Here is a 13,583-nt window from a genome sequence, read left to right on the forward strand (position 1 = left end):
CACGGCACCCGCGGGACGCGTACCGGCACTGTGGTCAGGAGTTGATCTCCTTACGGCCGTTGCCGTTGGTCAGGATGGCGACCCGACGCGGCTTGGCCCGCTCGGCCACCGGGATCCGCAGGGTCAGGACCCCGTTGTCGTAGCCGGCCTCCAGCTTGTCGGTGTCGAGGGTGTCGCCGAGGAAGAGCCGCCGGGTGAAGGTGCCCATCGGTCGCTCGGCGGCCACGAGTTCCACCCGGTCGCCGACGGGGCGACGACGCTCGGCCCTGACGGTGAGCACGTTGCGTTCCACCGTGCAGTCGATGCTGTCGGGGTCGACGCCGGGCAGGTCGAACGCGGCGTAGAAGTAGTCGCCGTCGCGGTAGGCGTCCAGGTGCATCACCGCCGGACGGGCGGCGGTGCCGAAGACCTGGTCGGCGAGGCGGTCGATCTCCCGGAACGGGTCGGTGCGCATGAGCATGGTGTGCCTCCTCGGTTCTCCTGGGCCGAAGGTTTCGAGTTGAGCCGGGTCGACTCAACTTCCTCCTCCTTGATAGCGCGCCCTCCCCGGAGTCGTCAAGTCGACCCGGCCACCACGCCGTCCGCCGTGGACACCCGCCGAGGCGTTGACCCTCCCCCTCGGTCAGACCCCAGGCTGGTCCGTGCCGGTCACCCGGACCGGCCCGAGGAGGACGGTGACGTGGAGCTGCTGACCATCGGGGCGTTCGCCCGGGCGGCACGGCTGACGCAGAAGGCGTTACGCCTCTACGACGAACTGGGCCTGCTGCCACCGGCGGCGGTGCACGCCGAATCCGGCTACCGGCTCTACCACCCGGCGCAACTCGACCGGGCCCGGCTGATCGCCCGGCTGCGGCGCATCGGCATGCCGCTGGCCGACATCCGCACCGTGTGCGGACTGGACGGCAGCGCGGCGGCCGAGGCCGTCACCGCGTACTGGCGGCAGGTCACCGCCGACACCACGGCCCGTGCCCGACTGGCCGCCCTCCTCGTCCAGGACCTCTCCGGAAGGGCCACCACCATGTCCGACCCAACTCCCGCCATCACGCTCCGCCGCGCCGCCGGCTGCGACACCGGCGCCGTACGGGACAGCAACGAGGACGCCGCCTACGCCGGTGACCGGCTGCTCGCCGTCGCCGACGGCATGCGCGGACCCGGTGGCGCCGCGGCCAGCGCCGCCGCCATCGACGCCCTGAAACCGCTGGAACTGACCGACGCGCCCGCCGCCGACCTGCTGACCATGCTGGCCGGAGCGGTCGCCGACGCGCACCGCGTCGTGCGGGACGCGCGAACCGCCGACCACCAGCCGGTCACCACCCTGACCGCGCTGCTGCGCCACGGATCCCGGCTGGCCCTGGTGCACGTCGGCGACACCCGGGCGTACCTGCTGCGCGGCGGCGACCTGTTCCGCCTCACCCAGGACCACACCTGGGTGCAGACCCAGGTCGAACAGGGCCGAATCGACCCGGACACGGCCGCCACGCACCCTCGGCGGGCGCTGCTGGTGCGCGCCCTCGGCGCCGGCGACGACGTCGAGGCGGACCTGGCGCTGCGGACCGCCCTACCCGGCGACCGCTACCTGCTCTGCTCCGACGGCCTGTCCGCCGTGGTGGACCAGGCGGCGCTGCGCACGACGCTGGCCGGCCCGGACACCCCGGAGCGGACCGTGCGGCGGCTGGTCGACCTCGCCCACCGCCACGGCGCGCCGGACAACATCGCCTGCGTCGTCGCCGACGTCGTCGCGGTCTGAACCGTCCGCGCTCAGGTCAGCGGGAAGTCGGCCAGTTCGCGGACCGCCGTGTCCAGCCCCGCGTCGGCGCCCTGCGCGACCAGCTCCTGGAAGGCGGGGTCGCCGGCTGCCGCGTTGCGCCGGATCCCGTCCGCCGAGGCGGCGACCCGGTCCCGGACCACCGCCAGGAACCCCTCCAGCGGGCCGTCCCAGCCGTACGCGTCGAGGAAGAGCCGCAGCCGGGCCGGCGGTCCGCGAACGCGGTGAACCCCTCCGCCGCCGCCACGTGCCGGGCGTGCAGCGGCACCCAGGCGAACGCGGTGAACGCCACGTCCCACCCGACCGGCACGGGCGCCGCGAAGTCCCAGTCGAAGAATCCGACCAGCCGTCCACCCGACCATGCCGCGTTGTACGGCGCGGCGTCGTTGTGCCCGACGATCAGCCCCGGCCGCCACCGGGCACCCTCCCGCCAGACGGCGTCCGGTGGCGGCACGAAACCGGCGACCGCCGTGTGGAAGTCCCGCAGCCAACCGGCGACCTGACGCAGCGCGTCGGCCCCGTGCACCCAGGACGGCCACGGCCGGCGGTCACCGACCACCTCGCCGGGCAGGTACGTCAGCACCTCCCGCCCCTGCTCGTCGACGCCGCGCGCCCGGGGAGCCCCGGCGAATCCGACCGCCTCCAGATGCTGGAGCAGGGCGTGCACCGCCGGCGTCCACGGCCCGGCGGTACGCCGCACCGTGTCCCCGATCCGCACCGCCCCGCCGGTGTTCCCACCGGACAGACGCTCCTCCATGGTCAGAGCTCCCTCCTGCGGACGCACCGCCGTACGGCTTCGCCGGCAGCTCGGGACACACGGACGCCCCACCGGGACCGGGCGGTCGGTGCCAGCCCCGTAGCGTGGGACGTATGCTCTCCCGCGTCAACGGTCTGTCCCGTCACTTCACTCCGGACAGTCTGCGCGAGCACCTCCTCGCCCGCTCCGTCCGGGCCGGCAACGGCTGCCTCATCGTCCACGGCTACGGCACCCGACGCGGCGTCCACCAGAAGGTCGCCGGCCGGGCGTGGGCGCACATCGCCGCGTACGCCGTGTTCGTCGGCGACTACGACCCGGACCTGGAGGTCGACCACACCTGCGGCGTCGCCGACTGCATCGAGCCGGCCCACCTGCGGCAGGTCACGCACGCGGAGAACTGCCGCGACCGGATCCGCCCACCGCGCTGCCGCAACGGGCACGAACGGGAGGTCGACCCGGGCACCGGCACGTACCGGCGGGTGTGCCGGGCCTGCAACCGGGAGGCCCAACGCCGCTGGAGGCAACGGCAGTCGGTCGAGGTCGCCCAGGCCCGCGTCGCGCACGGACGCGGGTAGCGGCTGGGCGGACGAAGCCGGCGCGGGCCGTCGGTTCCTACCCGCGGTCGTACACGGTCACGGCGATGCCTCGCGCGCACAGGGTCCGCAGGATGATCGGCTCCATCCGCGCCCAGGTGCCACCGGCAAGCCCGCAGCCGATCCGAGGCATGTGCACCGACGCCCCCAACGAGTGCACGTGGTCGGCGAGCGACGCGAGACAACGCTCGACCGCGTCGTAGCGGATCGGCGGGCCGGCGCTGCCCGTCCTCATTCCCCGCTGGCCGATCATGTTCGCCACCCAGATGTCCGGCGCGACCCGCACCAGGCGGGTGGCGCCGAGCGCGAAGTCGTTGCCCGCGCGGCCACGATGCCACTGCCGGTAGTCCCGCTCCGGCTCCGGCCAACGGCGGGAGACCGCCACCACGAAGCCCTTGCCCCAGCCGCCGAGGTCGTTGCAGACGTGGGCGATCACCTTCCGCCCCTTGGCCTGAGGGCTCGTCGCGTCGCCCTTGATGATCGTCAGCGGGTTCACGTCCGCCAGCATGCCCCTCAGGTACGACGACCTGAGCCCACGTCCACCCCGCTGAGCTGCCCGCACCGGGGCCTCAGCTCGGTTCGGTTACACCAGCGTAAGTGCTTACGCACCTTAACTGACATTATGGTGCGCTGATGATATGCACCGTTTGTCCAAGTGGTTTACTGGATTACCGTTACTGGTAATACGGCAATTGACGCCGGGGCCTGTGGCGTGGAACCGAGGAGGTTCGGTGCCACGCTCGCGCGCTGCACGGTGTGGTGAGGGCTTCGCCTGTTTCACGACCGCGATCCGGCGTGATGCGAGGATCTGGGGGTGACGCTAGAAGCGCAGCGGCAGAACATCCTCTCGGGCCGGATGTACAACGACCTCACCGATGAGCTCGTACGGGCCCGGCAGCAGGCCGTGCTGCTGACCACCGAGTACAACGAGAGCTTCGGGCAGCCGCAGGAGCACCGCGAAGCGATCCTGCGTCGCCTGCTGCACTCGGTCGGTAGCGGATGTCATTTCGAGCCGACCTTCCGCTGCGAGTTCGGCTTCAACATCAGTGTCGGCGACCACTTCTACGCCAACTTCGACTGCGTGATGCTGGACGGGGGTGGCATCACCATCGGTGACCACGTCCTGTTCGGCCCGCGCGTGGGCATCTACACCTCGAACCACGCCGTCGACGCCGCCGAACGCGCGGCCGGAGCGTGCTACGCCAAGCCGGTCACGATCGGCGATCACGTCTGGATCGGTGGTGACGTCACCATCAACCCGGGCGTGACCATCGGTGCGAACACGATCATCGGCTCGGGCAGCGTGGTCACACGCGCGATTCCGGCGAACGTGGTCGCCGTCGGGTCGCCGGCTCGGGTGGTGCGCGAGATCACCGACGCCGACAAGACGGGCTACCAGCCCTAGCGTCGCCGGATACGTCTTCCTCGGGTCGGACGACTGACTCGAGGGGCGGAGTCACCGACCGGGCCCGGCCATACTCGCCGGTGGCCGAAACCGGTTGCCACCCGGAACCCGGAACCGATCAGGTGGTCGGTGACCACCAAAGTGGAACGAGCCGGCCAGCGTGAACATCCCCGAGCTGCGGCCGGTCTACCGGTCGGCCTTTCTGAGCGGTCCTCAAGTCAGGACGGGGCCAGCGGCCACTGCCACAAACAGGAGCGTCGGTGAGGCGGCGGCGGTGCCGAGCACGATCGTCGAGTTGATCCGGCTTTCTGCCAGGAGTTCCCGGAGCAGGGTCAGGCCAACCAGCAGGGTGACGAGAAGCGCCAGTGCACCGTAGAACCCGAAGATCAGCATGTCTTCCCGCGGTGAGTTGCCGTAATTCACCCTCATTCCAGATTGCCGGTCGAGGAGGACGAAGTAGGCGATGATCACCAGGACGTGCCAGCCGAGCATGACCAGGTACGCGAGAACGCGGGTCGCGGCCGACCGGCTCCTGGGCATCGTCACCCGGTCCCGGTCACTGGTGTCACCCTCGCCGACGTTCCGCACGTAGCCCCCTCGAGAGACGCGGACGAGTCGCGAGCCTTCTGTCTCCCAAGAAGCAGAGCACGGGGAAAGCTCATGGTCGACCGGATCGAGGACGGGTGGAACAGAAGCGCTGTCTGTTCCCCGAGCGCAGACGAAACGGCAGCCGACATGGCGGAATCCGGAGACACCACAATCAGCGCTCGCCCCACGCCGACCGAGCGGACTTCCCGCCACACGCGGGTCAGTCGGGGCGACGCTCGCCGCCCGCGTCGTTCAGGCCGTCGACGAGCATCTCCGCCTCGTCTGCCGAGATGGTCATCATGGTGCTGAGCAGCTCCACCGCCTGCTCGCGCTGCCCAGCTTCCACGAGTGCCGCGATCCGGAGCCAGGCGAACGCGTCGGCCATCGCGTCGTTCTTGCCGCCGGGCGCCGACGGCCACCCGTCCGGCGGAGCAGTGGTGTCCTGAGCCGGCTGGTCCCTCGCCGCGACATTCGGAGATTCCGCGTCGAGTGACGCCGTATCCGCAGCAGACGCATCGAAAGTCAGCGCGTCGGAAGTGGCTTCAGCAGGGGCGGCCTGAGGGGCGGAAGCACGGGAGGCGGCTTCATGATTGCGGGCGTTGGCGATCTGGGTGGCCCTGTCCCGCAGGCGGGTGTCCGCGTCTGGGGAAGCAGCGGCGGCGGCCCGCGCCTCCATCTCGCGTACCTGGGTGCCCAGCAGGTCCTGGCGGTCGCTGCGGCGGCGGCGCAGGATCACCGTGATCACCGCGAGGAGCGAGGCCGCGGCGAAGAAACCCACCACCAGCTCCAGCAGACTCGCGTCGGTGCCACCGGGACTCATGAAATCAGGCGGCCTCGTTCTCGGCGGCCGCGCGTTTGCCGAGGCCGGCGTTCAGGGCAAGTCGCGCGGCGGCGTACCGCTCGATCGCGTCGGAGCGCTCGGCGACCACGACAGCCGTGGCCGCGCGGCGCAGCAGGCGCTGGTCGGGGGCATGAGCGGCGGAGGCGGCCCGGAGGTGGACGCGTCCGACGTGGTGCGCGGTCCAGACGAGGCACACGGCAGCCGACCACGCCACTGCCGCGATCGTTCCGGTCTCCCACCACATGCGGGGCATCGTAGTGCTGCATCGCGCCGGAGAGTCACCTGCCTGGCCGTGGTCCGGCCCACTCCTCGTCCAGGACCCGCCCGTCGGTGGCCTCGACGGCGGTCGCGTACACCTCCAGCACCCGACCGGCCGCAGTCAGGCATTGCGTGCCGCCCCACTCGCCAGCGCCGACACAGCCGGGTCATAGCGGACGCAGGGGTGATCCATGTCGGGCTCCCGCCCGGGTGGGGGCGGCTTTGATTCAGGTCGTGTGGCGGATGATCGAGCCTGCGATCCGCCCGGTGAGTCCCGGCGAGAAGAACGGGTGGTGGCCCATTCCAGGCACCATCTCCAGCTGCGCCGCTGGGATCTGCGCCGCAAGGGCTTCACCGTGGGCTCGCGGGAACAGCGGGTCATCGCTGCCGTGCAGCACCAGGGTCGCGGCGGTGATGCGGGACAAGGAGGCCCGCCGGTTGGCCCGCCATCGCCCGCGCCCATGCCGGGCCAGGATCGTTCCCCATGGGAGAGGAGGCCATAGCCGTCAGCGTGCGGACACGGACCGCCTGATGCACGGCGAGCCACTGCCCGATCGCCGCGCCCAGCGACGTGCCGACGATGTGCGCGGCCGTGACACCGTGACCGTCCAGAACAGCGGCCGTGTCGGCTGCCATGTCGGCGAGCGTGTACGGATGCGTTGTGAAATCGACGGAGTCGGAACGGCCGGTGTCACGGTGGTCGAACCGGATCACCTGCCGGCCGCTGTTCACGAGTGCTTCCACGAGCTCATCGGGCCAGCCGATGGCCTGCGTAGCGGTGCCCATGACCAACAGAACGGTGGGGTCATCGGGGTGTCCGAAACGCTCGGTCCACAGCCGAACATGCCCGGAACGAACGAACTTCTCCTCGCCAGTAAGCATGCCGGGCACCGTAGCGGTCACCAGGGAGACAGAAAGCCACTACCCGTTGTAGCCAAAAGAGGTGCTCGTGAGATAATGGAGAAGTGGGCGGAAGCGCGTTGAGTCTTCTGCGCACCGTGGCGGCACCAGTCCCTCCTCCTCCCGTGGCACCCGGTGACCGCTACACCCCCGGCCGGGCCGGGTAGCCGATCTCAGTGAGATCCTCGGCAAGATCGGCCACCACGACATCAGCATTCAAGCGGCGGACCAGGTCGTCGGTCAGCGGGCGCAGAGCGAGAACGTCACCGACTGCCTCCAGGTCGACGGCCGTCTCGTAGTAGTCCTCGGCGAAGCGCTGGTACGCCACCGGGCTGCTGTCGACGAGGACCCGGAACAGCCCGTTCGCGCCGTCCGGGTCCGCACCGGCCGGAAAGGTGAGCTCTCCGGCGTGCCACCGGTCATCGCCCTGCTGCCGCCACAGGCACACCGTCGCCTCCAACGTGCCGGCGTAGCTGAACGCCGGCTCGGCGACACAGCCCGAGAAGACCTCAGGCACCCTGTCGACCAGTCCGGGCCACAGCTCGTCACCGTTGTTGGCGGGACTCATCGGCGACTCGTGGTCGAAGCCCCGGATGAACGCGCCAGCCGACGAGAACACGATCGACCATGCGTCACCCGATCCGTTCCGCATCGACGCCATCTGCTCACCCGGCGCCCACCGCGAATCGAACGAGTAGTACCGCGACTCCCACTCCGGACTCATGATCGCGTCCAGCATCGCCAACGCCCGACACCGCTCGCGCAGCACCGCGGCGTCCGGCAGGGCACTCGCTACGTCGTGAACCGTCACCGGGACATCCAACCTCGGCCCACGTTCCGCGCTGCCCCACCCCCCGGCAACCTCGCCAGGGGGCGTCTCAGGCACGCAACAGCAGACAGTCTGGTCACCCGAGCCTGCCCGGTGGCCTACCGGGCCTCGATCTCCAGACGTGGCCAGTCGGCGAGATCGCGGAGCAGTTGCCGGTCGTGGGTGGCGACCACCACGGCGGCGCTCGTCGCGCGGATCGTGTCGGTCAGCTCGTCGACCAGAGCCGACGAGAGATGGTTGGTGGGCTCGTCGAGCAGGAGCAGCCCAGGCCGGCCGGCCAGCGCCAACGCCAGGTCGAGACGCCGTTGCTGCCCCTGGGACAGCCGCCCGACCGGCGTGCGCGACGCCTCGGAGTCCAGCAGCCCGAGCGACCCGAGCGGCACGGCGTCGCCGTCACGCAGCGACCCGCTCGCCACGAGCCGCCCCACGTGCCGCGCATACACCTCGCGGGCGGTGGTGAGGTCGTGCCCCTGCTCGCTCGTCTCCTGACCGATCAGGGCGACCCGTGCCTCCCCCGCCGTCCAGACCTGCCCGGCCGTCGGCGGGAGCAGGCCGGCAAGGACCGCGAGCAGCGTCGACTTGCCGGCACCGTTGACGCCGGTGACCAGCAGCCGGTCACCGCCGTCGAGGGCGAGGTCGACCGGGCCGGCCAGCCGGCCGGAGACGGCGACACCGTACGCCCGTACCTGCGGCGCTCCCGGCCGGACGCGCAGGTCGGGCCAGCGCAGCGTCGGCGGCGGCTCCGGCACGTCGATCCGGTGCGCTGCCAGGGCCTCCTGCTGACGGTGCAGCGCCTGCACGACACCCGGCGCACGGGACTGGCGCTGGTGCTTGCCGGTCCCCTTGTCCGGCCGCCAACCGGTGGAGAGCCGGTCCCGGGCCCGGGACACCGCGTCCTGGAGCCGCCGCTGTTCGGTCTGCTGCTCCTCGTACTCCTGCTGCCAGCGCTCACGCTCGCGGCGCCGGGCGTCCTGCCAGGCGTCGTAGCCTCCGGCGTACAGGCGTGCTCTGCCGTCACGGGTCGGGTCGAGGTCCAGGAACCGGTCGGTGACGTCACGCAGCAACGCCCGGTCGTGACTGACGACGGCGAGACCACCGTCGTGCTCACGTAACCGTCGGGTCAGGAAGTCCAGCCCGCTGGCGTCGAGGTGGTTGGTCGGCTCGTCGAGCAGCAGCACGTCGTGCCGCGCGCCGAGCAGGCACGCCAGCCGCACCCGGTAGCGCTGCCCGACCGACAGCGTCGACAACGGCCGCTCCCGGTCCGGGCAGGCGTCGAGGGCCTCCAGGGCGACGTCGACCCGACGTTCGGCGTCCCACGCGTCGAGGCGGGTGGCGACGTCGAGCGCGGCGGCGTAGCGGTCGTCGGCAGCGGGGTCACCGGCGGCCACGGCGTCGACCGCCTCGTCGAGCGCGGCGAGGGCCGCGAGGGACGCGGCCAGAGCCTCGGAGGTCAGAGCGCCGACGGTCTGACCGTCGCCGACGGTCAGCTCCTGGCGGGCCAGTCCGAGCGTGCCGGCCCGGTGCACGGTGCCCTCGTCGGGCGGGACGAGGCCGGCGAGGACGTGCAGAAGCGTGGTCTTGCCCCGGCCGTTCTCGCCGACGACGGCGACCCGTGACCGGGCGGAGACGGTGACCGAGACGTCGTTCAGGACACGTCGGGATCCGCGGACGACAGTGACGCCGACGGCGCGCAGGTGGGCGCTGCCACCCGCGTCGAGGGACAGGGTTTCGGGATTCGGGGTGAGGTTCAACGGTGCTCCGCAGCTCGCAGGGGAGCCGGGCAGCGTCAGGTGGCCGCCCGGCGGGAACCGGGACGGCGAGCGCGTTCGACCGAGAGGGTGCGCCGCCGTCAGCGGGCGGAGCGGACCTTCTGCGACCAGATACCTCGTGCCACGACGGTGACGTTAGCAGCGCCGACGCGTCACGGCATCGTCGTTTCCCGTCCGGCCCGAGCCACCACCAGCGGGCCTGCGCTACTACCGGCCGGCGGGTTCCGGCGGAGGTGCCAGCAGCGCCTCGATCCGTTCGGCGGCCCGGGTGGCGGTGGTCGTCGAATCCACGGTGGCGCCGAAACGTCGGCTGCGTTCGGTGTAACGGGCGTCGGTGAGCACCTCGGTGAGCAGCTCGGCGGCCGTCTCGGGAGCCCACCGGGTGGACGGGAGGAAGCGGGCCACCCCGCAGCGCTGCAACCGGGCCCCGGTGTCCGGCTGGTCGAAGCTGTGCGCCAGCACCACCTGCGGCACCCCGGCGGCGAGACAGCGGCCGAGCGTGCCGATGCCGCCGTGGTGGATGACCGCCGCGACCCGGGGCACCAGGTCACGGTAGGGCAGCCGGGGAAACCAGCTCACCCCGGCGGGCAGCGGGTCGGGCAGCGCGTCGAGGTGCGGGCTGACCAGGATGACCGGCCTGCCGACGCGCCGGCAGGCGTACAGCGCGGCGGCGTAGAACGGTTCCCAGAGCATCTGCCCGGAGCTGGCGGCGACCAGCACCGGCGGTCCGCTCGGATCGGCCAGGATCCGCTCCACCTCCGGCGGCAGGTCGCCCGACTCGGCGGCGTCGTTGAGCAGGAAGCCGACCGGCTCGACGGCCTCGACCGTCGGCGGGCCGGCCTTGTCGAACCAGCGCGGCCAGAGCCCGAGCTGCCGGTCCGCGCCGCTCATCCAGGCCGCCCAGTGGTCGACCGGAGGCAACCCGAAGTCCGCGCGGACCGCGTCGATGCCGGCGGCCAGCGTGGACCGGTGCAGGTGCACCTGCACCGGCAGCAGCAACTGCTGCGCCGGCGTCATCGCCACCCACACGCTCGGTGCGCCGAGCAGCTCGGCGGCGATCAGCGTGGCCAGCCCCGAGGTGTGCCGTCCGACCAGCACCGTCGCGCCGGCCCGGTGGCGGGCCACCGCGGCCTCGACCTCGCGGCGGAGCTGCCCGAAGAGATCGTTGCGCTGGTAGTGGCCGAGCAGGTCCGGCAGGCGCGCCGAGCCGACCCGGGCGTCGAGCATGTCCCGGGCGTCGGCCAGGTAGCGGACGTACTCGTCCTCGGTGTCGATCGGTACCAGCTCGATGTTGGCCGCCCGGACGGTCGGCGCGTACCTGGCGTGGGTGGCGATCGTGACGTCGTGGCCGCGCTCGGCCAGCGCCGCGCCGAGGCGCACGAACGACAGCACGTCGCCGTTCGTGCCATGGGTGCTGAGCAGCATTGTCGCCATGGCGCCGGGCTATGCCTCCTCGGCGGCGAGCAGCGCCGCGACCTCGTCGTCGGAGAGCGCCTCCACCTGCGCGATCAGCAGGTCGATGTCGGCGCCGGACCCGGGACGGACGTCGTCGATCGCGTGCGCGGCCTGGGCGACGGTGAAGCCCGTGGTGAACAGCAGGTCCACCGGCAGCTCGACGCCGTAGCCGGCGCGTACCCGGGCCATGAACTGGACCACCTGCAACGACTGGCCGCCGAGGGCGAAGAAGCTGTCCCAGACCGAGACCGGTGCCACGCCCAGCACCTCGGCCCAGAGCCGGGCAACGGCCAGCTCGGTGGGCGTCCGCGCGTCGGTCGGCCCGGCGGTCGGTCCGGCATCGGGGGGCGGGGGGAGGATCGCCCGGTGCAGTGCCGCGCCGGTGGCCAGCTCACGGGCGATCCGGTCCAGCCGGTCGGCGTGCCCCGCCGCATCCACCGCCCGGTCCGGTGCGGCCGGCTCGGCCGGCACGTTCGTCGGGGGTGGGCCGGCCGGCACCGGCTGCTCCGGGGTGTACCGGACCGCCGCGGCGTCGGCCGCACCCATCCGGTGTACGCCCGTGGCCGGATCGGGTGGGCCGGCCACCCGGGTCACGAAATCCCGGGCCGGCTGGTTGCGCGCGGTCCGGCGGACCGGGACCTCGACCGTGTCGAGCCCCCGCTCCAGGGCCGCCGCACCGATCGCGGCGAACACCTGGTGCTCCACGCCACGGCCCAGCACCCGACAGCTCAGCAGCAGGTCGTCGACCCGCAGGGCGGTGCCGTCGACGGCCAGCGACACCAGGCCGACCAGGCCGTACGCGCCGAACCGGTCGGAGACGTCGACCGCCCAGCGCAGCTCGTCGGCGGTGGCGAAGTCGGCGGCGGTGCGCCGTACCGTGCTGGTGTTGAACTGGTTGGTGCGCTGCGTGAGCTGGGCGAGCCGGTCGGCCTGCCCGGACGTCGCCGGGGTCAGGCGCACCTCCAACCGCAGCCCGGCGACGAACTCGGCCAGCCCGGCGGAGCTGGCCCGCAGCTCGCGACGGCGGCTCTCCCGCTGGTACAGCTCGGTACGCCGCCGGTCCTCGCCGGTGACCACCGGTCGGTCCAGCGCCCAGACGTGGCGCAGGTAGGACAGTGCCGGGGCGGCCCCGGCCGGCAGGTTGAGCACCAGCACCTCGGGACAGGCCGCGCGCAGCTCGGCGCACTCGGCCGGGCTGTCGTCGAGGAAGAGGAAGCTGTCCAGCCCGAGGTCGAGTTCGGCGGCCAGCTCGCGCAGCGTCTCGTGCTTGGGCCGCCAGTCCGCCCGCAGGGCGGTGAGCTGGCTCAGCTCCAGCCCCAGCTCGGGACGGCGACGGAAGACCTCGCGTACCTCGGCCTCGCTGTTCTTGCTGCTCAGGCAGAGCAGGGCGCCGGCCTCCTGCTGCCGCACCAGCAGCCGGTGCAGCTCCTGGCGGTGCGGGCCGATCCGGAGGCCGTCCACCCCGTCCTCGCCGACCACGCCGTCCCAGAGGGTGTTGTCGGCGTCGACCACTATCACCTTCGGGCGAGGCGTGCGCAGCGCGTGCAACCGGCGGACGACGGCGGTGCCGAGCACCGCGAAGCCGGCCGGGGTGTACGGCACCCGAGCCAGCTCGTCGGCGTAGTCGTCGGCGTGGTGCGGCAGGTCGTACGCCTCGACGGTGTCGGCTGTGGTCAGCACGCCCACACCGGGGATCCGGCGCAGCTCTGCGGCGATCCGCTCCTCGACGGCGGTGAGGAACCCGCCGTCGGCCGGGTCGGCCAGCAGCGCGGGGCTGGCCGGGCAGAGCACCACCAGCAACGGCGCGCTCCGCTGGCCCGCGGTGTCGGCGACCGCCTCGACCAGCTCGTCGGCGGCGCGTCGGATTGCTGCCCGTCCGTCGGCGCCGAGTGTCGCCCGGGGGTGCCCGGAGTGCGTCGGGTCGGGGCGCGGCGGGGTGTCGGTGGCCGGGGGCGGTGCCGGTGCGGCCGGCTGGTCGCGGGCCCAGTCCTGCGGCCGGACCAGCACGACATTGGCCCCGGGGCCGGTCCGCACCAGCGGGCCGTGCGGATCGAGCAGGTGTTGCAGCACCTGACCGTACGGTGCGACGAACAGGTCGTGCGGCAGGCCCAGCTCGGCGGTCCAGTAGCCGAAGGTGGGGGCGAGCGGATCCGCGACGAAGGTGGCGGTGACCACCACCGGATAGTCGGCGCTGTGGTTTGCCATCGCTGCCCCGTACCCCACGTCGCGGTAAGTCGATCTTCGTGTTGGTGCGGATCCACCGTAGAAACGCCCCGAGCGCACTGTCAATACTCTTAACAGTTGCCCTGTCGGGTTGGTCCGGTGGCGGTCGACGGTCTTTCGTCGCGCGCCGTCGCCACACAGTGGACATTGCCGCGCCCGGCCCGGCCGGATGAAGTCGATCTCGGGGGATCACCCGACCC

15 protein-coding genes are annotated in these 13,583 nt (G+C 72.2%); 3 read left to right on the forward strand and 12 right to left on the reverse strand.

Annotation, left to right across the window (positions count from 1 at the left end; translation table 11 throughout):
* Positions 1 to 34: 34 nt before the first annotated feature.
* Entirely contained in the window at positions 35 to 460 is a 426-nt protein-coding gene (locus QSK20_RS19140) for an Hsp20/alpha crystallin family protein (protein ID WP_285789956.1), read from the reverse strand.
* Between the two features lie 219 nt (positions 461 to 679).
* Between QSK20_RS19140 and QSK20_RS19145 the strand changes: the two genes are divergently transcribed.
* Positions 680 to 1,747 carry a MerR family transcriptional regulator gene (locus tag QSK20_RS19145; RefSeq protein ID WP_285789957.1) on the forward strand — a complete coding sequence of 356 codons (1,068 nt, stop codon included), beginning with the start codon at positions 680 to 682 and terminating at the stop codon, positions 1,745 to 1,747.
* A gap of 16 nt (positions 1,748 to 1,763) precedes the next feature.
* Here the strand turns inward: QSK20_RS19145 and QSK20_RS19150 are convergent, their stop codons facing one another.
* Positions 1,764 to 2,522 (reverse strand): phosphotransferase, encoded by a 759-nt coding sequence (locus QSK20_RS19150; protein WP_285789958.1) that lies wholly within the window; start codon positions 2,520 to 2,522, stop codon positions 1,764 to 1,766.
* Between the two features lie 113 nt (positions 2,523 to 2,635).
* Here QSK20_RS19150 and QSK20_RS19155 point away from each other — a divergent pair, with 113 nt between their 5' ends.
* The gene (locus QSK20_RS19155; protein ID WP_285789959.1) at positions 2,636 to 3,097 is read left to right on the forward strand and encodes an HNH endonuclease; all 462 of its coding nucleotides are present in this window, start codon (positions 2,636 to 2,638) and stop codon (positions 3,095 to 3,097) included.
* 37 nt (positions 3,098 to 3,134) lie between these two features.
* Here the strand turns inward: QSK20_RS19155 and QSK20_RS19160 are convergent, their stop codons facing one another.
* A complete protein-coding gene (locus QSK20_RS19160) occupies positions 3,135 to 3,611 on the reverse strand; it encodes a macro domain-containing protein (RefSeq protein ID WP_285789960.1) in 477 nt (158 codons plus the stop codon).
* A gap of 318 nt (positions 3,612 to 3,929) precedes the next feature.
* Here QSK20_RS19160 and QSK20_RS19165 point away from each other — a divergent pair, with 318 nt between their 5' ends.
* Positions 3,930 to 4,520, forward strand: coding sequence for a sugar O-acetyltransferase (locus tag QSK20_RS19165; protein ID WP_285789961.1), 591 nt, complete (start codon positions 3,930 to 3,932; stop codon positions 4,518 to 4,520).
* 213 nt (positions 4,521 to 4,733) lie between these two features.
* Here the strand turns inward: QSK20_RS19165 and QSK20_RS19170 are convergent, their stop codons facing one another.
* The 9 genes from QSK20_RS19170 to QSK20_RS19205 form a co-directional block, all read right to left on the reverse strand.
* Complete coding sequence (locus QSK20_RS19170; RefSeq protein WP_285789962.1) at positions 4,734 to 5,108, reverse strand: hypothetical protein; 375 nt, start codon at positions 5,106 to 5,108, stop codon at positions 4,734 to 4,736.
* Between the two features lie 220 nt (positions 5,109 to 5,328).
* A complete protein-coding gene (locus tag QSK20_RS19175) occupies positions 5,329 to 5,928 on the reverse strand; it encodes a hypothetical protein (protein WP_285789963.1) in 600 nt (199 codons plus the stop codon).
* A 4-nt stretch (positions 5,929 to 5,932) separates the two neighbouring features.
* Positions 5,933 to 6,193 carry a hypothetical protein gene (locus QSK20_RS19180; RefSeq protein WP_285789964.1) on the reverse strand — a complete coding sequence of 87 codons (261 nt, stop codon included), beginning with the start codon at positions 6,191 to 6,193 and terminating at the stop codon, positions 5,933 to 5,935.
* 241 nt (positions 6,194 to 6,434) lie between these two features.
* Positions 6,435 to 6,605 carry an alpha/beta fold hydrolase gene (locus QSK20_RS32145; protein ID WP_352232300.1) on the reverse strand — a complete coding sequence of 57 codons (171 nt, stop codon included), beginning with the start codon at positions 6,603 to 6,605 and terminating at the stop codon, positions 6,435 to 6,437.
* Positions 6,586 to 7,089: an alpha/beta fold hydrolase gene (locus QSK20_RS32150; protein WP_352232301.1), complete on the reverse strand. Its 504-nt coding sequence runs from the start codon at positions 7,087 to 7,089 to the stop codon at positions 6,586 to 6,588. Before QSK20_RS32150 ends, QSK20_RS32145 begins: the two co-directional genes overlap by 20 nt.
* Before the next feature lie 160 nt (positions 7,090 to 7,249).
* Positions 7,250 to 7,846 carry a hypothetical protein gene (locus QSK20_RS19190; RefSeq protein WP_502888946.1) on the reverse strand — a complete coding sequence of 199 codons (597 nt, stop codon included), beginning with the start codon at positions 7,844 to 7,846 and terminating at the stop codon, positions 7,250 to 7,252.
* Positions 7,847 to 8,034: 188 nt separating this feature from the next.
* Entirely contained in the window at positions 8,035 to 9,687 is a 1,653-nt protein-coding gene (locus QSK20_RS19195) for an ATP-binding cassette domain-containing protein (RefSeq protein ID WP_285789966.1), read from the reverse strand.
* A gap of 225 nt (positions 9,688 to 9,912) precedes the next feature.
* Positions 9,913 to 11,139 carry a glycosyltransferase gene (locus QSK20_RS19200; RefSeq protein ID WP_285789967.1) on the reverse strand — a complete coding sequence of 409 codons (1,227 nt, stop codon included), beginning with the start codon at positions 11,137 to 11,139 and terminating at the stop codon, positions 9,913 to 9,915.
* A 9-nt stretch (positions 11,140 to 11,148) separates the two neighbouring features.
* A complete protein-coding gene (locus QSK20_RS19205; protein WP_285789968.1) occupies positions 11,149 to 13,365 on the reverse strand; it encodes an HAD-IIIC family phosphatase in 2,217 nt (738 codons plus the stop codon).
* Between the last annotated feature and the right edge of the window lie 218 nt (positions 13,366 to 13,583).

It is taken from the genome of Micromonospora sp. NBRC 101691 (assembly GCF_030269285.1).
GTDB lineage: Bacteria > Actinomycetota > Actinomycetes > Mycobacteriales > Micromonosporaceae > Micromonospora > Micromonospora echinospora.